Origin of the sequence: Rhodococcus sp. 3258 (assembly GCF_031456475.1) — a bacterium.
GTDB lineage: Bacteria > Actinomycetota > Actinomycetes > Mycobacteriales > Mycobacteriaceae > Rhodococcoides > Rhodococcoides fascians.
In genome coordinates this window covers 1282696-1301713 of the sequence record NZ_JAVDUT010000001.1, presented here as the reverse complement: position 1 = coordinate 1301713, position 19018 = coordinate 1282696, and the positions used below count along the sequence as shown (strand labels likewise).

At 62.3% G+C, this 19018-nt stretch carries 14 protein-coding genes; 4 read left to right on the top strand and 10 right to left on the bottom strand.

The window, feature by feature from the left end:
- The first annotated feature begins 27 nt into the window (after positions 1-27).
- On the top strand, positions 28-474 hold the full coding sequence (locus tag J2X62_RS06010) for a hypothetical protein (protein ID WP_080729403.1): 447 nt from the start codon (positions 28-30) through the stop codon (positions 472-474).
- Positions 475-1186: 712 nt separating this feature from the next.
- Here the strand turns inward: J2X62_RS06010 and J2X62_RS06005 are convergent.
- From J2X62_RS06005 to J2X62_RS05970, 8 genes are all read right to left on the bottom strand, one after another.
- The gene (locus J2X62_RS06005) at positions 1187-1876 is read right to left on the bottom strand and encodes an SGNH/GDSL hydrolase family protein (protein WP_310178599.1); all 690 of its coding nucleotides are present in this window, start codon (positions 1874-1876) and stop codon (positions 1187-1189) included.
- A gap of 22 nt (positions 1877-1898) precedes the next feature.
- Positions 1899-2993, bottom strand: coding sequence for a glycosyltransferase family 1 protein (locus J2X62_RS06000; protein WP_310178596.1), 1095 nt, complete (start codon positions 2991-2993; stop codon positions 1899-1901).
- On the bottom strand, positions 2990-4222 hold the full coding sequence (locus J2X62_RS05995; protein WP_310178594.1) for a hypothetical protein: 1233 nt from the start codon (positions 4220-4222) through the stop codon (positions 2990-2992). Before J2X62_RS05995 ends, J2X62_RS06000 begins: the two co-directional genes overlap by 4 nt.
- On the bottom strand, positions 4219-5415 hold the full coding sequence (locus J2X62_RS05990; RefSeq protein ID WP_310178592.1) for a glycosyltransferase family 4 protein: 1197 nt from the start codon (positions 5413-5415) through the stop codon (positions 4219-4221). Before J2X62_RS05990 ends, J2X62_RS05995 begins: the two co-directional genes overlap by 4 nt.
- A gap of 65 nt (positions 5416-5480) precedes the next feature.
- Positions 5481-6812 carry an O-antigen ligase family protein gene (locus J2X62_RS05985; RefSeq protein WP_310178590.1) on the bottom strand — a complete coding sequence of 444 codons (1332 nt, stop codon included), beginning with the start codon at positions 6810-6812 and terminating at the stop codon, positions 5481-5483.
- A gap of 55 nt (positions 6813-6867) precedes the next feature.
- Entirely contained in the window at positions 6868-8268 is a 1401-nt protein-coding gene (locus J2X62_RS05980; RefSeq protein WP_310178587.1) for a polysaccharide biosynthesis tyrosine autokinase, read from the bottom strand.
- Positions 8269-8324: 56 nt separating this feature from the next.
- Positions 8325-9188, bottom strand: a complete 864-nt coding sequence (locus J2X62_RS05975; RefSeq protein WP_310178584.1) for a TylF/MycF/NovP-related O-methyltransferase — start codon at positions 9186-9188, stop codon at positions 8325-8327.
- A 66-nt stretch (positions 9189-9254) separates the two neighbouring features.
- Positions 9255-11396: an acyltransferase family protein gene (locus J2X62_RS05970; RefSeq protein ID WP_310178581.1), complete on the bottom strand. Its 2142-nt coding sequence runs from the start codon at positions 11394-11396 to the stop codon at positions 9255-9257.
- Between the two features lie 276 nt (positions 11397-11672).
- On the opposite strand from J2X62_RS05970, the gene J2X62_RS05965 reads away from it, so the two are divergent.
- Positions 11673-12425 carry an acyltransferase gene (locus J2X62_RS05965; RefSeq protein ID WP_310178579.1) on the top strand — a complete coding sequence of 251 codons (753 nt, stop codon included), beginning with the start codon at positions 11673-11675 and terminating at the stop codon, positions 12423-12425.
- Entirely contained in the window at positions 12422-13402 is a 981-nt protein-coding gene (locus J2X62_RS05960) for a glycosyltransferase family 2 protein (protein WP_310178576.1), read from the top strand. The genes J2X62_RS05965 and J2X62_RS05960 overlap by 4 nt, the downstream gene beginning before the upstream one ends.
- Here J2X62_RS05960 and J2X62_RS05955 read toward each other — a convergent pair.
- Positions 13330-14466, bottom strand: coding sequence for a glycosyltransferase (locus tag J2X62_RS05955; protein ID WP_167329054.1), 1137 nt, complete (start codon positions 14464-14466; stop codon positions 13330-13332). The genes J2X62_RS05960 and J2X62_RS05955 overlap by 73 nt on opposite strands.
- 781 nt (positions 14467-15247) lie before the next feature.
- Here J2X62_RS05955 and J2X62_RS05950 point away from each other — a divergent pair.
- The gene (locus tag J2X62_RS05950; protein WP_310178569.1) at positions 15248-16864 is read left to right on the top strand and encodes a polysaccharide biosynthesis tyrosine autokinase; all 1617 of its coding nucleotides are present in this window, start codon (positions 15248-15250) and stop codon (positions 16862-16864) included.
- 353 nt (positions 16865-17217) lie between these two features.
- Here the strand turns inward: J2X62_RS05950 and J2X62_RS05945 are convergent, their stop codons facing one another.
- The gene (locus tag J2X62_RS05945; protein ID WP_310178566.1) at positions 17218-19014 is read right to left on the bottom strand and encodes a DUF4012 domain-containing protein; all 1797 of its coding nucleotides are present in this window, start codon (positions 19012-19014) and stop codon (positions 17218-17220) included.
- Positions 19015-19018: the final 4 nt, after the last annotated feature.

The window sequence follows — 19018 nt, the reverse complement described above, 5'->3', positions numbered from 1 at the left end:
TTATGTGACCAGTAGAAAGAGGACGGTATGGACCCCGCAGCACTTTGGTTTCTGTCGTGCAAATTGCATCATCGCGGATGGAGGGTCGGTGCAAAGCTAATAAAGATGGTTAACTTCTTAGTTTTTCATGCTGTTCTTCCAGTTGAATGTGAGTTGAAGTCTAAAGTTACCCTCTGGCATCGTGGGTTAGGTACGGTTATTCACCCGAATTCGACAATAGGGTCTGGTGTTGTCATCGGTCATGGGGTGACCTTCGGTGCGTCTTCTAATGTTGCTGGATCTCCGTTGAGGGTTATTATCGAGGATAATGTTACGATCGGCGCGCACGCTTATATTGCAGGTTCGCGTGGCCGCGCGATTGTCATTGGCGAGGGTTCAATCATCGGTGCACACGCAGTCGTGACCGAGGACGTCCAATCGGGGGCCAGGATGGTCGGCCCCAAAGCGGTGGATATTGCTAGTCGACGCGCATAACACAATTGGTGGTCCATTTTCCCCTGGCGCGCAGGCCAACACGGTGTCCGTTAGTGAGCACGTATTACGCGCTGCGTTTTAATTAAGGCGTCAACGGCGGCGGGAGCTGGCGACGGCGTGTGTTCTGTCTATAGGGTTGCTCTACTACGGGTGGAGTCGTCAGCGCCAGGTTCCGCCCTGGTCCTGAAGTTTTCCGTCAGGTTTGTCGTGAAACTGGCATTCGGTTTATAAGCAGGGCGGCTTCTTCGCTGCGCTAGCGTTCCACAGACTTCGCGGCGGCGGAAACGCCCGACCAGCCGGAGCTTCGGTACTGTTCCTTGACGATCGTGCTGAGCGTCGCGGTTCTCCCTCTCGCTACGGACACGGGTCGACTGCTGGTGTACGCTCTTCAGGCCGTGATGGCGCTGTGCGCGGTCGCCCTGTCGGTTTTCGGGCAGAGTCCGCATCAGAGTCGGCGGCTTGTTCGCTATTGCTACGTTTGTCTCGGTCAATCCGTGTCGATTCATATTCCCGTTTGCGCCCGCGCCCGTTCGGGCACTTGGAGTCTTGGCACAGCGCCAGCACAGAACTTGTGCTGGTTCTGACGCTTCTGGCTGTGATTCAAGCTGTCGTTGCCAGCCATTGTTGGGCTGACTAATCCACATCGAGTGGATGCTCTTTTCCCGAGATTGGAACTTGCGCGTCCTACCGGAACAACTGTGCCGAGCAAGTCTCACAGCAACGCACTGACTACTGCGCTAGCGATAATTTGGTGACCCCCGTTGTTCGGATGTAGGCCGTCGGGGTCGATCATGTCGGGATGATCGGCCAGTGTCTCACCGATATCGAGATATCTGGCCTCTGCGCTTGCTGTGGCGGCCTTCACCCCGTCGATCAGGGTCGCGAAGTCCGCCGGCGGTTCGGTCGAATCCCAGATCGGGCTGGTGACTATAAGTTCCGTGTTCGGTGCCGCGGCCTCGATGGCCGAGAACAGTGACGATGCAACGGCACCGGTGACGCTCGCGGTACCGGCCTCGTAATCGTTGCGGCCACCGGACACAACGACGATGTCCGGCTGGGCCGCGGCAACCACATCCAGCTTGATCGCGTAATCGGTCTTCTGCCCGAGATAGGTCGTGGTGTACCCGGAGCCGCCCTCGGCAAGGTTGAGCTCCGACCACCCCATCGCCGCCGACACGAGCGTCGTCCAGCGCTGTCCATTCGAGGACGCACCGATGCCCTTGCTGTACGAGTCGCCCAGGAATGCGACCACGGGCACGGAATCCGGAATGGACACAGGTGTGGGTGTTGCTGCCTGGGGAGCCTCGGACCGTGACCCGATCTGCCATCCCACGATTCCGCTGAACGCCACGACCAACACCGAGACAGCGATCGAGATGAGCACCGTTCTGCGCCCCGTCATGATGCCCCCACTTGCCACCGCGTCACGAGATCGACCGCCGGCAGGACACGCCTTTCGGATGGGTCATCGCGACCCGCATCGTGTGGACCATGTGCTCCCACGACGGAAATTCGAAACCGGACGGCAGTGGGCGCGGACCGCTGGACAGGCTCATTGTCATGGCCTGCGCTACCGCGTCCATGTCGGTGGGATCGCAGTACCGCACCGACTCACCGAGCAATTCTCGAAAGATGGGGCGGTCGCTCACCAGCACCGGTGCCCCGAGGCGTAGCGCCTCGAGTGGAGGCAGACCGTAGCCCTCGTTCAGTGAGAGGTATACGAACAGTGCGGCATTTCTATACAGCCATGCCAGCTGCTCGGTCTCGACGAAACCGGTGTAGCGAATGGAGCCGTCGTCGATAGCAGCGAGTACCTCCTGTTCGAGCTGATCGGCCTTCCCGTTGGCCGGCCCCACGACCACGAACGGGCGGTTGGGTGAGATCGCCCCCGAACGCACTGCTGCGGAGAGTGTTGTTGCCAGATTCTTCCGGGTGTTCAATCGACCGACGGACAACACGAAGGAGCCGGGACGGAGGTCGAGTGCGGGAGGTGGTTGCGGATCGGCGTCGAGCAAGGATTGCGAGATGCCGAAGCCGGTGACCGCCGTGGGCGTCAGCCGAGGGTTGTGCTGAACGATGCGCGCCGCCTCGGTGTTGCTACTGACGAACAGCACGGTCGCGAAACGGGCGGCAATCATGATGGGCGAGAGGTAGATCCGCTCAATGCGGGTGAACCACTCCGGGTTGGATTGGAACAGCGCATCGTGCACGAAGACGGCCGATTTACCCAGCAGCGGAGAATAATTCGATCCCCACGCCATGTCATACGGGCCGAGGCGTACCCGAAGCGACAGCTCCACCATGTTCTTCAGCGGCTGCGTCGGCAGGTATGTGCGGATCCATCGCACCCCTCGCCGATCCAAGTCTGCCGCCTCCGCCGGTGTGGGACTGCGCCGCAGCGCGACGGTCAGCACATCGCCAGGAAACTCACGTCGCCACGCCGCGATCTTCTCGTGTGTGATGACTATGCCGGCGGGCGGACCGTCGAACCAGTAGTACCCGTCGAACAGGACCCTCATGTCGTCTCCGTTCTGTCGCGTCGGGGCAGTACGACGAGCATCGCCACCGACACCGCGATGCGTAGCGCGCTCAGGACTATCAACGTCCACACCAAACCTGCTGCATTGCCAACGAATACGCCGATCGCCTGGCTACCTACGTCGACGAGCACCGAGGCCAGTCGCGCTCGATGTGTGAATACAGGGCCGACGAAGAATCGGGTGGCCATCAGTGCCACCTCGAAGGTCTGCGCAGACAGGATCGCCATACCCACCGGAACCACGTACGGCAGCGCAGCGGCGGGACCGATGTCGGAGAACACCGTCGAAAGCGCCGTGTAACCCACCACCCCACACGCGCCGAGGCCGAGGGCCACCGCGATGTTCCAGCGCACCGAGACCGCGAGTACTGCACGGGTGCCCTGCGCACTGAGTGTGGCGAACTGTTTGAAGATCAACGGCTGGATGCTCTGGATGATCACGAACGCCGGCGCGAACACCAACAAATAGGCGAACCGGATCCCGGCAGTGGCAGTGTCGTCCTGAATCAGATATAGCAGCAGCGTGGCGATCTGGCTTCCGAATCCCAGGTAGACGGCCTCTGCGGTGATCCGCCACGCGATGGAGAAGTGCGAATCGGACTTACTGGTGGAGGTGGCTGTGCCGCAGAAGACGAGCCCGGCCGCGAGCACGATCAGCAGCGTGCAGAACCAGATCGGCAGCAGCGCTGTGTTGTCGACACCGAGTGCGATCGTTCCCGCGGCCAAGAGCGCGCCGACGGCATAGAGCCCCGCCAACAGTGCCGCACGCGAGTAGCTGCCACGGATGATGAGGACCTGACGCGGCAGATCGGAGATCACCATCGTCGCTGCCAGAGCTCCCACCGCGGCGGCATAGCCCCAATCGCCGCCGTGGCGTATCCACGCGAACGAAGCAACACCGACGACGGTCGCGAAGACAAGGGTTCCGCGCCAACTCGACCACCGGTCGATGGAATCCTCGGGGCGGATGCCAATTCGTGCTGCGTCGACGATGGGGGCGTAGATCCCCCACGCTCGTGAGGTCCCGACGGCGATGAAACCCAGTGCGGCACCGACCGACAGCGAAGCGAATTCGCCTACCGTCAGCGACACACCGGCCGTGACGTTGAAGACGAAGAAGCCGAGGGACCACAAGCCTTGGTCGAGAGTGCGGACCAGGATCCCGGCTCGGGTGACGGTCGAGTTCTCCACCGAGCGGCTCGCGGTCATCGTGGCCGACCTACCCGGCCGGGCATCGCTGTGCTGAACGCCAGGCCCTCGGCGTAGAGCTGCGCGGCGAGGTCGACGAACCGCTGCTTGGTCCACTGCGTCGTGCTGATGCGCGGCATGGTGGATGCCCGAACGACGGCCGCCGCCAACATGTCCCGGGTGGTCGTCGGGTCGGCAGCGAGCACGACCCCGGACGTTCCCGAATCCTCGAGCACCGAGCTGGCGCCGGTTCGCTCGAAGCACACCACCGGGAGCCCGCACGAGGCCGCCTCGCCCACCACGCCGCTCGCACCTTCCCGACCCGAGGGATGCATCAGCACATCCGAATGGACCATCATGTCCAATACCGCTGCGCGGTCCAGGGATCCGTGGAAGGTCACTCGATCGTGCACGCCCAGAATCTCTGCCCTTCTGTGCAGGTACGCGCCGTGGCTCGTGCTGTCGAAGCCCACGATGTGCAGGTGGGCGTTCTGCAGCATGGTCGACGCCAACGCCTCGATCGCCAGTTCCTGCCGCTTGCGCGTGATGAGGTGCCCGACGACGAGGATCTCGATTCCGTCGTGGTCGGCCCGAGACGGCCGTGCGGTGGGAAGATCAACCACGACGTTGGGAAACCGCCGGAACTCGGTATCAATTTGTCCGACAGTCGCTTCCATCGCTCCGTTCTGCGCGAGTACGAGATCGCATTGCCGCGCGATGCGCGTCGCCGGAATCGATGCCACACGGTCCCGAACCGTCTGCAGAATCCTCTGTCGACGTGATGCGGGCGAGGTGGGCGAAATGGCGAACACCGCGGCGACGCCGCCCGCCCCGACCGGCCCCCAGACTTTGTAGGTGTTCGGTGACATCCTCGTGATCGGTGTCGACAGTATCTCCGATGCGAACGTCACGTGATGCGCGTAGACCACGGAGTGTCTCCGCTCGATCTCGCGAATGTGTCTGACAGCCAGTCGAACCCATAATTCGTGCTCGAGCCGGGTGAACCGAGGATAGTGCCAACGAAAGAACGGCGGTGCCAGTGGAATCTCGACGGTGACGATCTCGAGGTGCTGCTCGAGCTCGGCAGGAACCCGCCCGGCGCAGGCTTGGGCAGAACGGCGCATCGTCACCAGGACCACCGTTGCATCCACGGTTCGAGCGTGCTCGAGGGTGGCGATCAAGAACTGCCAGCCGATCCCCGGTTCGCTGGGCATGTCCGGGTGAACCGTGAACGAGGACAACACGATTGCATGCGGTCGACCATCGGACGCCGTGAAGGTCATCGCGACCCCGCGAGGCGATGCCGTCTGCGCCGTCGGGGCGATCCGTGGGATGCCGGCGTCCGGGCATGCGTCTCTGCGTTCCGAATCGGTGTGGTCGCCGTCAGTGCGAGGAAGACCCAGGGGAATGCAAACCAGATCACGCTGGTCACGGATGTGCAGATCGCCAATCCCAGAAACAAGGGAAGGGCGTGCGCTTTGTCTCGGGCGGCCAGGAACAGTGCGACGGCGAAGACGGCGAAGAAGGCCGAGCCCACAAAGCCCACGTCGTACAGAAGTGACAGCCACATCGAGCTGAGATACGCGGGGCCGGTATTGGTCGGGTCGACGGGGTTGAACTGCGAGAACGTGTTCAGTCCGGTTCCGAACGACGACGCGCCCCAGCCGCGTGCGGCAATTTGATCGATCGCGTTGTTCCACAGTTGGACGCGGTAGGCACCGGTCCCGCTCTGTGTGTCGATCACGTGGACCACGCGCCACAGAAACGTGTCTTCGTCACCCACGCGGTAATACACGTCCTGCAGGTAGAAGGCGACGAGGGTGAACGCGGCCACCGCCGAGACTACGGCTGTGGGATAACGCTTGACGCAACGGAACAAGACGCAGACGGCGAGGAGCGCAAGGGCAATCCAGGCCGATCTGGTGGACGTCAGTATCAGTGCGATGGTGATCGGGATTGTCATCACCAGAACGTGTTTCGTCACGGCCGGTGTACCGGCGAAGTAGTAGACGATGCCCAGCCATCCGAAGCACAAGCAGCCCATGATGTTGTACTCGAAGGCCAGGCCGTCGATGCGGGTACTCGGATCGAGTACGAAGGCAGCGATGCTCACGACGCAGATGAACCCGAGAATGGTTGTGCCGGAACGGACGATGAACCTCAGGTCGAGGGCCGACGTGACCAGTGGAACCACCGCGACGAGCGCGACTAGCAGCTGGATGGCCATGCGCAGGCTCGCTCCGGGGTCGAGAGCGAAGACCATGCTCGACGCGAGTCCGACTGCGATGAGCCCGGCCCCGCCGAGGACGAGACCCGGACCGAGTGAGTTGCCGACGCTCGCGGACGGGTTCCGCCGTACATGGGCGTGCAGGGCGAGCAGGAACAACGGTGTTGCGAAGTATTCGGGACGAATGCTCAGCCCTGCGACCGTCACCTGAACACCGTTGGAGCACAACGCGAAGAAGAAGACGCACCATGCCCATTCCATGCTTCTCAAGGATCCGACAGCGAGGACAGCAGCAATGGCCGCTGCCAGCGCGATCGAGGCGATCGTAGGAACGGCCAGCGCCAGGTACACGACGACGGAGGCAGCGCAGAGGAGTCCTGTCATTTCTGCAGAGGATGGGCCTGCTCTGCGGCCTACTCGCCCGGTGAGGAACATCGGGTCAGTGCCGGTTGGTGCGCACGGGTGCGGATTGTGTCGGCGGTGTCGGCACTCGACCGGGCTCGAAGTCGTAGCCGTACTGATCTCGTCCGCGTCCCGTTGCCGGGACCATCGACATGACCACACCGAGCAACGAGGCACCCACGTTCTCGAGGTTGGCCGCAGCGCGCGTCAATTCCTCGCGGCGGGTGTATCCGTACCGCGTGACCAGGATGGTGCCATCGCATTGCGTGGCGAGAGTGGCGGCGTCGGTGACCGGCAACAGGGGAGGCGAATCCACCACCACGTAGTCGAAGGCCCGCCCCAGATCGCGCAGAAGTGATTGGGCGGTGGAGCTTCCCAGCAATTCGCTCGGATTGGGCGGGGCCGGGCCCGAACCCAGCGCCCACAGATCGGTGTGGCCGGTTGTCTGCACCACCTCGTCGAGACCGGCGTCGTGTGCGAGCACGGAACTGACACCTACCGAGCCGACGATGCCGAGGTAGTCGGCAATGTGTGGCCGTCGCAGGTCGGCATCGACGAGGACGACCCGGTTGCCGGATTCCGCGAGGGAGAGGGCAAGGTTGACGGCAGTGGTCGATTTACCCTCGCCCGCAATGCAACTGGTGACCAGCAGGATGCGGGGCGGATTGTCGACCGAAAGGAATTTGAGGTTCATCCGCAGTTGACGGAACGCCTCGGCGATGGGCGCGGTGGACGAACCGAAGTCGATGGGAGGGGTGTCACGGATCTTCTTGTCCAACGGGATTGACCCGATGAGCACGCTGTCGGTCAGCGCCTGGAGTTCGTCGGGTTCCTTGACGGTGTTGTCCATCCTGTCGCGAACCAGTGCGCCCGCGATGCCGACCAGAAGTCCGAGGACGAATCCGAGGGAGACGTTGCGGACCTTTTTGGGCGAGACCGGCGTGGTCGATGCCTCCGCGGTCTCGGCCACGGTCACCGCAGCGCTGGCCGTACCCCCGTCGACAGGCTTCTCCAGTTCGCCCACCAGCGTGGGGAACAGCTCGCCGATGGCGTTGGCGATGTCGCGGGCCTGAGCCGGAGACGAATCGACAACGGACGCGTCGAGTAGAACCGAATTGGGTTTGGCCGTGGCGGTGATGCAGTCGGTCAGTTCGTCCGGACTCATGGGCAGCCCGAGCTGGTCGACGACACGACGAGCCAACTCCCGGCCGGTGAGCAACTCGGTGTACGAGACGACTCGCTGCTGCGACGCCAAGTTGTTTTGGTACACGTCGCTGGACGACACCGCCGTCGTCGTGACGAAGAATTGCGTGGTCGATTGATACATCGGTGTGGACACGAGCGAGAACACGACAGCAATGAGGGTGCCGACGATGGTCGTGGCCACGATGACGAGCCACCTCGCGCGCAACGCGGCAGCGTACCGGCGAACTGTCATTCGCATCTCTCCCTCGAACTGCAGACCCTCGAACTTCGGTGTTGTGTGCCGAGCGATCAGGGAACGGTGCGTCGCCAGAATGCGCCGGAACCGTCGATGTCGATGATCTTGTCCTGAATCGAGTGAGCCCGGCGGTAGTCCCGGACAGCTTGTCCGGCCTGAGAGGAATGACTTCCATAGTCGTCCACGATGCAGAACCCGCCCGGTGAGAGCTTGGGGTACAACGACTCCAGAGCTTGAATCGTCGACTCGTACATGTCGCCGTCGAGTCGCATCAGCGCCAGCGCATCGATCGGTGCGGTCGGAAGCGTGTCCTTGAACCACCCCACGAGAAATTGCACTCGCTCGTCCAGAAGGCCGTATCGCTCGAAGTTGTGCTGCACCGTGCGGGGGCCCACCGCGAGGCCGCCGAGTTGATGGTTGCGATCGCCCGCGTCGGCGGGATACCGGGTGGCGTCTGGGGGCGGGAGTCCTTCGAACGAATCCGCAACCCATACGGTCCGACTCCGGTCACCCCAGGCGACCAAGTTCGCCTTCATGAAAATCGATGCGCCGCCCCGCCATACGCCGGTTTCGATCAGATCGCCGGGGACCCCGTCCGAGACGATCGTTGCGACGCACTCCTCGATGTTGGTCATCCGGCGCAGACCGATCATGGACTCCGCCCGGGACGGCCAGTCGAGGCCGGATTCTCGCTCGCGCTCGTTGTACGGTTTCTTGATCGCAATCTCGACACCGAATCGGCCGGCCGCATGGGCGAAGGAGCTCGCCAATCGTTTGGGTAGCGATGGATTTCCCTGCCAACGAACGCCGCCCAGCACCGAATCGTTGTCTTCCGCCAGAGCGCCCGTCAAGGCGCGTTTGACCGTGTTCAGATAAAGACCTCTGACCGAGTCGATATCGGTGACTTCCGTCGTCATTGGCAAACCATAGCAACGCATTACGTGACTCGTCGGGTGCAAGAACGATATTCGTGGCGGGACAATTCAGGTCGGTAGCAACGCTTCTTGCATTCTGGGAATCAGGTATTCGCCGTATTGTCGGGTGATGTGACCGGTATCCCAGCTGATTGCTATGCCGGATACGACCAATGGGCACGTGTTGCGATAGCAGAACCAGGAACGAGTGTCGATCAACGTGGCTCCCGTTTGTTGTGCGGCTGCCTCGTCGGCGCTGCGTTTGGTCAGCCAGTTCTCGGAAATGGTACTGACGCAATTGGATGGAACGGCCAGCCTGCCCGCGCATTCCGTGGCGGCCTTGCCGAGTGGGTTCGGGGTGAGGATCACGACGGCGGCATCGCTGGGCGCGATCCGCTCGATGATCGCGGTGCGCGCGGCTGTCCACGCCTGCGCCGAGCCCTTGTTGTCCACCATGGCCTGGATTCCGTATTCCATATCCACCATCACCACCATGCTGGGCCGGGCGGTATTGATCTGATCGACCATCTCGTCGCGGCTGGAGTTGCATCGATCGGTGGACTGCTCGTCCACGCCGATGGTCACGTCGGAGGCGACGAACGGGCAGTTGTTGAGTCCCATGCCGTGCACCCGAAAGCCGTTGGGAATCAACGCTCCGACGATGGCGGGCAGCCAGGAAGCCGAGAATGAGTCGCCGACGACGATCGCAGAACGAGGCGCGTCGGGAGGTCCGTAATTGCACACATCGAGGCTCAGTTCCGGGGGATCCAAGCACCCGGCCTCCGGGCTCATCTCGACCGGCTTACCGCTCTCGACGTCGTCGAGCGGGGGAGTTGTGACCGGAAAGGACGTGGCACCGAGCGACTCCACGATGGCGGCCTCGAGCGGGTCGCGGTCCTCTTCGACGGATGCTGCGGCGAGAACCGGGGCGGGCCCGCTCGCGGGTAGCACGACGGACGGCTGATTGAACAGGGCGACCAGGAGAAAGACCATGACTGCCCCCATCGCGGCTACGAACACGCGTTGACCGTCGTGGCTGTCGCTCGCAACGGAGCGGTGCCCGGGGCGTCTCGATCGGGGAGCCAGGAAGTCCGAGTCGAGGACGGCTTTCTCCACCAGGTGGTAGGACGCCACGGACAGCAGAACGGTGCACACGATGACGGTGACGTAGTACGTGATGCCCACATTCATGACGGTGAGGAGAAGTACGACGAGCGGCCAGTGCCACAGATACAACGAGTACGAGATGGCACCGATGTACACCACGGGTCGTAGCCGAAGCGGTTTCGTCACCGCCAGGCCGGTGGATCCGATACCCGCTGCGATCACCAGACACGTGGCCACGACGGGGACGACGCCGTAGGGCGCAGGGATGGTGTACGTGACCTCGAAGGTGAACTCGGAATAGAAGATTCCGACTAGGCCGGTGACCGCCATGGCGGACCGCAGCCACACGGGCAGCCGGTGGAAGACCGGCGCAATGGATGCGAGCAACGCCCCGGCTGCGAGTTGCCACACCCGGCTGAAAGTGGAGAAGTAGGCCGCGGTGGGGCTGGCGACGCTCTCGTCCATGGCCCAGAGGAACGACACCGCAATCGCGACCACAGCGAATCCGCCGACGAACGGCCGCAGCGGCAGGTTCTTTCGCCATCTCGTAGCGATGAAGAGCAGGCCGACCATGAGTAGAGGCCACACCACGTAGAACTGTTCCTCGACGGCGAGAGACCAGTAGTGCTGCAACGGAGAGTGCGGCAACGCCGTCTGAAAATAGTCCGTCCCGATCGAGATCAGATGCCAGTTCATCATGAACGCAGCCGACCACCACGTATCGACCACGATCGCCTCGAACCTGCTGGTGACAACCAGTACGTACGACGCGGTGAGAGTTGCGCCCAGGACCAGCAGTGCAAGGGGCAGGATCCGGCGGGCACGTCTGCGATAGAAGTTCGCTATGGACACCCGGCCGTAGCGCATTCCCTCTCGCAGTAGCAGGCTCGTGATGAGGAACCCGGAAATGACGAAGAACATGTCCACGCCGACGTATCCGCCTTCGGGCCAACGAACGACGTGATGCAAAATCGCGAACGTCACGGCGATCATCCGCAAGCCCTGAATGTCGAGCAGAAAACCGAAGTCGTTGGACTTGCCGGGATTACTCGGTGGCGTCGAAACAGCCGGCAGTCGGCCGGCTTTCCTTTCGTGCAGTGACATCTGCAGTCCTCGAGGCATGTGCGTGACTTCCGGAATACCCCGGTCGGTGAAGCGAATACTAGCCGGATTCGGGGCTTTGGTAAGCGAACACGGAAACCGGCAACGATCCGAACGGCGGTTAGAAGGCGGTATGCCTTCAGGGTGGTCCAGCGAATGGCCCGCTAACCTTCATGTTGGTTGTTTCTTACCGCCGACTGATGATGCCCATCTGGTTCATGTTGTGCGACAGAGTAGTTCGCCAAGCGCATAGCGTCCGAACAGGGTGCCGATCCTGGCGTGGACGGTTACCGTGAGCGCACCGAATTGCGTTCTAAGGAGTGCAAGATGCTGCACGCGTTGATCGACACCATCTACTGGAAGCTGCGTCGGAGGCGAATGCCCGACGACATTCCTTCCACGGCCTTGTTGACCTTCGTGGTCGATCGAGTCGGTCAGGCGCTAAGGGGGCAACTGCTGGGCCTGCCCTATCTGAGGGGACCGGCACTGCACTTTCGGGGCCGCGGCGTGAAGGTGCGCCACGCAGCCAAATTGCGCGTGGGCACCGCCGTGGTGTTCGGCGACGGCGTGGCCATCGACGCGCACTCGGCCCATGGAATCACGTTCGGCGACAGGACCACTGTGGGTCGTGGGTCGTCGATCAACGGATCGGGTGTCATCTCGGAACCCGGTGTCGGCGTCGTGATCGGCGAGGGTGTCGCGGTGGGGATGTACAACGTGATCTGGGGTCAGGGCGGGATCACCATCGGGGACAACGCCATGATCGGGCCCCATGTGTCGATCTTCAGTGAGGATCACGGTTTCGCCGACATGTCGGTGCCCATGAACAGGCAGGGCTACCTCCGGAGCCCGACGGTCATCGGAGCGGACACGTGGATCGGGGCGGGCTGCGTGATCACCCGCGGGGTCACTATAGGTGAAGGCGCTATCGTCGGCTCCGGTTCGGTGGTCACGAAAGACGTTGCGCCCTACACGATCGTAGGAGGCGTGCCGGCCCGTTTGATCAAGGCCCGCGAACACACCGCCACATGACTCGACCCGAGGTCTCGGTTCTGATCGTCACCTACAACAGTGCGCACGTAATCTCTGCATGCCTCGACGCGCTCGAAGCGGGGTACGGACGGGACGGCGAGCTGGAAATCATCGTGTACGACAACGCTTCGACGGATGAGACGGTGCCACTGATCAAGCGGAATTGGCCCGCCGTGCGCGTGATCGCGGGCGAGCGCAACCTCGGATTCGCCAAGGGTGTCAACAGAGCTGCGGAAGCAGCCACCGGCCGGAACATCATGCTGCTCAATCCCGATGCCGTCATCGCCGCCGCGGACGTACTGGTTTTGGCGAGGACGGTGCCGTCGACCCACGGCGGGATTGTAGCGCCCGTCATCCATACTGGCGGCGTGCGCGTGATGGCAGCCGGCCGAATGCCCACGATCTGGGCGATGGCCAGTCACTATTTCGGGATCTCCCGGCTCTCGCGGGGCCGGACGTGGTTGCAGGGGCACTATTTGCTGCCCTCGGACGTCGGGGAGGGCGTGGTCTCCACCGACTGGGTGACCGGTGCCTGTCTGATGGTCGATTCCGAAACGTGGTGGCGAGTAGACGGATTGACCGAGCGGTGGTTCATGTACGCCGAGGACATCGAATTCTGCTGGCGCGTAGCCCGCGCAGGGGGTGTGGTGTTGATCCAGCCGCTTGCGCATGCACAACATCTGGTGGGCAGCAGCAATGGTGCGCCGGAGGCAGGCACCAACTCCGCCTGGGTGCTCAATCTTTACGAGTTCTACTGCGCAGACCTTGCCGAGTCGCGCCTGCAGCGAATCGTGTGGGCGCTCGTGGTGGGATGTGGTCTACGGTTCCGGGCCGTCGTCTTCCTGTTGCAGTCTCTGTTGCATCGCTCGGCCGAATTGCATGGCGCAGCCGGAGATTTCACTCGTCACTCCAACGCGGTGTTCCGAGCACTGACGGCGTCCGCCGACGACAGGTGGTCGCGAAGCGCTCGATCGTAATCGGCACAGACTCGTTCCCAGGTGTAGTGGTCGTGAGCACGGCGGATCGATTCTGTGCTCAACTCCTGTTGTAGTTCGCTGTCGTCCAGCACGGTCTCGAGTCCGGCGCTGATGCACCGCGGATCCGGGTCGACGAACACCGCTCCGTCGCCGAGAACCTCACGGTTGTAGACGGTGTCCCGTGCGACTACCGGCGCACCGCAGGCCATGGCTTGAACCAACGCAGGGTTCGTTCCTCCCACGCTGTGCCCGTGGAAGTACGCACCGGCGTTCTCCCATAATGAGAACAGCATGTCGTCGTCACTGATGTGCCCGTACCACCGCACGTTGGTCTCTCGGGCGGCTATGTCGGCCACCCGCTCCTCCAGGGCACCGCCGTACCCTGACGAACCAACGATCACCACTTGCCAACGCTCGCACAGTGTTTCGATGGCGTCCAAGAACGGTCCGATGGTGTTCTCGGGAACAAAGCGAGCCACCATCAGAATGTACTTCCGGCGCGCTAGACCGTCGGGCGGATCGTCTCCGGTTCGAGGATCGCCGCCGTACGGAATGAATACACCAACCCGGCCCGAGAGTTCCTCCCATCGAACACCCAGCGCTCGGGAGTCGTAGATGAGAGTGGTCGCGTACCGCGCTGTCGCACGGCCGCCGATGGCGAAGATCGCCTTGGCTATGCGTCCCCACTTCTCCCGTTCCCACTCGATTCCGTCGACATTGACCAACGTGGGGATTTTGCGAAGCCGAAGCAACGGCAACCAGAAGCCGTTTGCCACGTTCATTACCAGTGCCGCATCGGGTTTCGTCGCCACCGCATGGATCGACGACGTGGCCCCGTACGTGATGGTGCTGGCCGACTTGCTGTCGATGCCAGGGGTCACCACGGAACGCACACGGGGATCCATGTCGATCGGGTTGGTGCTCAACGCCTTTTCACGGCCGTACACAACCACGTTCCAGCCGTGATCGGCCAGGTAGGGGGCCAGATGTCGGACCAAGGTTTCGAAACCGCCGTAGAAACTCGGGTATCCCCGTGTGCCGATGATGGCGACCGTACGAGTCATAGTGCTCCCACTGAGCGTCGACATACCAGTGCGCTCGTCGATTCCCTGACATTCGACATAGCAATTTTAAAGGGATGTTATACACGCGGCAACGCTTTTGTCCGTCCAACGCGTGAAAACGAAACATTGCGTGCACAAACCGATTTCGCGAACTTGGTGTCGGTTTTGAAAGATGCTCTTAACAGAATCGATTCTGTCTAGTGGGCAATTTGGCGAGCCCGGAAGTTTCTTTGTGGTTCTTTCGAGGGACCCGCGGTTTGTTCCAGCGTGCCGGGGTTCCTCGAAGGTGAAGGACGTCCGCCCTAGCTGTTCGCGCAGTAGCGCCGTGGTCTACGGGGCCTGGCGTCATCGCTCTGGCGGTTGCGGAGGCGGCCGCCGTGGCGATGGCAGATCTAGAGGCTTCAGAGAGCAGTCCAGGTGCGGCTCGCCGGGGTCCGGGCTGTCTCGCAGCTCGAACGAGAGGATGCGAGGACTCCAGTGTCGAGAATCACCCTGACTTGGGCCGGGTTTGCGAAGCATTTTATGGTTCCTGCTCTAGCTGGTCGAACGCTACCGGCACTCCACGCCCGTTCGTGAATTTTGAAAACGAAATTGGGGACACGGATTGTCGTGACACGTCACAACAGGGAATTCGCCGAGTAGGTCTTCGTGAATCGAACGAATGAGTGACTGGCTCCAGAGGCAATACTGATCCGGTGCACGGCGATCGAATACTTATGTAACGATTGAGCCACACAGTAGCCCGTTGCGGGGTTGTACGAACGGACGAGGAGCTCGAAGCATGGAGATACAGGATTATCTGAAAATCCTGAAGGCGAGATGGATCATCATTGCCGTAACCGTGGTCGTAGCGATCCTTGGTGCCCTGGGTGCGTCCTTACTGACGACTCCGCTCTACGAAGCCAGCGCCAGGATGTTCGTCTCCACCTCTGGTGGTGCGTCGGTGAGTGAGACCTATCAGGGCAACCTGACCTCGCAGCAGCTCGTGGCTTCGTACTCGGAGTTGGCGACCAGCGAGGCGCTGGCGGCTCGGGTTCTCAATGTCCTTCCGCTCGGAGGGATGAGCGCCTCACAGCTGGCGTCGAAGGTCAAGGCGTCGTCGACACCCGATACAGTTCTGTTCAATCTGACGGTCACTGATCCATCGCCTGAACGGGCTCGCGATATCGCCAATGCGATGGCGACCGAGCTGACCGAGCAAGTCCGAGAACTGGAGACGCCCGCCAATGGCGGTGACCCCGCAGCTGGCGTCAAGACGTTCCAACAGGCTGAGGCGTCGTCAACGCCTGTCAGCCCTAAGACCAAGCGCAATCTCGCCCTGGGTGCGGCTGTCGGCCTTCTGCTCGGAATTGCTCTCGCGGTCCTGCGCGACCGCCTCGACAACACGATCAAGGGTCGTCGCGAGATCGAAGCAATCTCCGGCAAGGCGCTCGTCGGCACGATTCCGTTCGACAAAGAACGTAAGGCGCATCCGGCCGTCGACTTTCAGGACCTCACTCAATCGGCTAGTGCCGAGGCGTTCCGCGAGCTGCGCACCAACTTGCAGTTCCTCGAGGTCGACCATCCACCACGTGTCATCGTCGTCACCAGTGCAATTCCCAGTGAAGGTAAGACGACCACCGCAGTGAATCTCGCTGTGGCCCTTGCCGAAGCAGGTCACCATGTGGCTCTCGTGGAAGGCGATCTGCGTCGTCCGCGGGTCTCGAAATACATGGGTCTCATCGGTTCGGTCGGACTGAGTACCGTTCTCGCCGGCCAAGCAACGGTAGAAGAGGTGCTGCAGCCCACCAAGTACGAGGGTCTGCAGGCCATGGCCTCGGGACCCATCCCGCCGAACCCGTCCGAGCTGTTGGGCTCGGAAGCCTCGCGTGCTCTGTTGGTCGAACTGCGTTCGAGGTTCGACTACGTGATCGTCGACGGTGCCCCGTTGCTGCCCGTCACCGACTCGGCTGTCCTCACCACCCATGCGGATGGTGCTCTGCTCGTCACCCGCTACGGACACACGAAGTCCAACGAACTCGCGCGAGCGATCGGCAATCTCGAAACCATCGGTGCCCGTGTCCTCGGCGTGGTGCTGGCGTTGACCCCGTCGAAGAAGGGGGACATGTACAGCTACTCGTACAACTACACCGCCGATACCAACCTGCCGCGTCAGGTGGTGCCCCCGGTGCCCGCACCGGCACCGCAAGGCCCGATCGAGCCATCTGGCCCGGTCGCTGCACCCACGCCGCCGCCGGCTGCATCGACATCCACCGGCTCGGCGCAGTCGGTGCCCTCGGGACCGACCGAGTCCGCACGCACGGCCGTCAGCGCGGCTCCATACGGACGAGCGCGCCGTCCTGAGGTGCATACCGACCCGTCGACGAACGGCACCGACAACCCCCGTTTCCGTAAATAATCGGTTCCACCGACAGAACTAGCGCGGCCGAGATTACTCACAGCCACAACCCGAAATGCCCCGCCACAATTGCTGTGGCGGGGCATTCTCGACTGTTGGAGGCTAGACGCGACCCTCGAATTCCGCGACCACGAACAGCACGATTAGTGCAAGCGTCAGGACTACCAACGCGATCCAAACAAATGGATGCGCATTTTCTGGTGGCCTGACTCGGTTCCTACGTCGTTTTCCGAACACGGACCGAACTGTAAGTCAGTCGAAGAACAACCGCAGCCCCGTCGCGCCCTCTGTGACGAAGACGCGCGGGGCTGGGGTCATCGGGGTCTCAACGCTGGGCTACCACCGTTGGACAATCAGCACTGCGGAACGTCGATGCTCACGGTTGGCTGATCGACCAACGGCTGCACAGGCACCGTCGCCTCACCCGGAGCCGAGGGCTCCTCGAGCTCCCAGGTGACCGTCTGTGACTTTCCCGGCGGGATGGTCAGATATGCGGCCTGCACGGGGTGGCCCAATTCGGTGCCGGCCTGGATGGAGAATCCGGAAACACCGTTCACCTTCATGGACGTGATTTTCGCGCCCTGAGTGCCGTACAGATAGACGATCGACTCGTTTGTGCCGTAAGGGACGTTAGGCTGGAACGTGCTCGCCACGTACGACGTCAGGCCGTCCGGATCCACATTGTTGGTCAGCGTCGCCGTCACTGTCGACTTACGGGTCCCGGCGGTGCAGGATTCGGCCGAATATTTGATATCCCGCGCGAGGTAGTAATCGAGCTTGTTGCCACCGGCATTGTTGACCACAACATTGGCGTAGGGAGCCGGGCTGTCCGGCAACACGTGACCCACCTTGGTACCGGCCAGAATTGCCTCCTCGGCCGGATCTGCGCTCCACACCGAAATGCGGCCTTCACTGCCGGCGCGGCCCACCGCGTCGAGCAAAGATCTGGTGGGGGCAGCGCCCGTGGTCATCTTCTGTACCACTGCAGACGCGATCTGCTGGAGATACGCCTTACGTGCCAACTGGTCGTCACCGAACCTCGAATAGGCTGTGCTGAGGGTGATTTCGACGACGTTGTCTGCGGTGATCTGCTCGCCGTCGGCCAGCGTGACCGGGCCGGTGGCTCCGAGGATGTAGCTCAACGCAATCGGATCGGTAGCGATGGCACCGTTGAGTACCTCACCGGTCTGCTCCGTCCACATCGACGACCAGATCTGGCCGGCATACGGAAAGTGCGGGCTGGCATTCGAGTTACGGAAGTCGGTCGTGGTGTTGCGCGGTGCCCACAGTGCATTGTACTCGGGGCCCAGGTCGATGGGCTGCTTCGCGAATTCGAGTTCGTTGTTGGCACCCAGAGTGTCGACACGGGCCGTACCGTTCTCGGCGCGAATGATGCCGTAGCCACCGAGCAGACCGCCGGTACCGCGGGCCTCCGCATTGGTCTGGAACGCGAGAAAGTAACTGCGCGGGCCGTTGTCGCCGAGCATCGACGGCAACAGTTGACTGGCGATGCGGGTGTTGGTGAGCAGGCCTGCGAGGTCGTGTGTTTGATCGATCAACGACGTACGTGCATCGCTGACGACGTCGAGGAATGCGGGCTCGTCCACCTGCTGGGCTTGGAGGCTCAATTCCGCGGCTGCGGCGGCGGTCTGCTCCAGTACGGGTTGTGCGTCCCGGAGAGCGGCGGTATCGACCTTGCCGCCACCTTCGACGAGGCTGCTCGGGTTCAGGCTTTCGCCCGCCGTCGATGCGGGAGTGAGGACGTCCACGGCCAAACCGTGCACCACATCGGTGATCTGAGCTACCGATTTCAGCGGACTACCAAGGTAAGGAACGGCTTTCGCTATCGAAAACGGGATGGACGTCGTTGCCGACACCGCGTCGTCCGCCGATTCCGAGGCCCGCGCGGCCGCGGCCTCGGCACCGGCCGCATCACCGTCGAGCAGAGCATCTTTCGCCTGCGTAGCGGAGGCGCGCGTCGCGTTCAGGCTGGACTGCGCGGTGTACGCCTCGTACCCCAGCCACACCAGAAACGCGACCAGGACGACCAGCAGCACCCCTACCGTAAGGAGAATCGGCCGCTTCTTACCGGATCGAGAACCACGAACATCGGTGGAACTGGTCGCCATTGTCGGTGGCCTCTCGGTCATAGGG

Coding starts and splice junctions, on each gene's coding strand:
- J2X62_RS06010 (WP_080729403.1), top strand. CDS start 28: ATGGACCCCGCAGCACTTTGGTTTCTGTCGTGCAAATTGCATCATCGC.
- J2X62_RS06005 (WP_310178599.1), bottom strand. CDS start 1,876: ATGACGGGGCGCAGAACGGTGCTCATCTCGATCGCTGTCTCGGTGTTG.
- J2X62_RS06000 (WP_310178596.1), bottom strand. CDS start 2,993: ATGAGGGTCCTGTTCGACGGGTACTACTGGTTCGACGGTCCGCCCGCC.
- J2X62_RS05995 (WP_310178594.1), bottom strand. CDS start 4,222: ATGACCGCGAGCCGCTCGGTGGAGAACTCGACCGTCACCCGAGCCGGG.
- J2X62_RS05990 (WP_310178592.1), bottom strand. CDS start 5,415: ATGCCCAGCGAACCGGGGATCGGCTGGCAGTTCTTGATCGCCACCCTC.
- J2X62_RS05985 (WP_310178590.1), bottom strand. CDS start 6,812: ATGACAGGACTCCTCTGCGCTGCCTCCGTCGTCGTGTACCTGGCGCTG.
- J2X62_RS05980 (WP_310178587.1), bottom strand. CDS start 8,268: ATGACAGTTCGCCGGTACGCTGCCGCGTTGCGCGCGAGGTGGCTCGTC.
- J2X62_RS05975 (WP_310178584.1), bottom strand. CDS start 9,188: ATGACGACGGAAGTCACCGATATCGACTCGGTCAGAGGTCTTTATCTG.
- J2X62_RS05970 (WP_310178581.1), bottom strand. CDS start 11,396: ATGTCACTGCACGAAAGGAAAGCCGGCCGACTGCCGGCTGTTTCGACG.
- J2X62_RS05960 (WP_310178576.1), top strand. CDS start 12,422: ATGACTCGACCCGAGGTCTCGGTTCTGATCGTCACCTACAACAGTGCG.
- J2X62_RS05955 (WP_167329054.1), bottom strand. CDS start 14,466: ATGACTCGTACGGTCGCCATCATCGGCACACGGGGATACCCGAGTTTC.
- J2X62_RS05950 (WP_310178569.1), top strand. CDS start 15,248: ATGGAGATACAGGATTATCTGAAAATCCTGAAGGCGAGATGGATCATC.
- J2X62_RS05945 (WP_310178566.1), bottom strand. CDS start 19,014: ATGACCGAGAGGCCACCGACAATGGCGACCAGTTCCACCGATGTTCGT.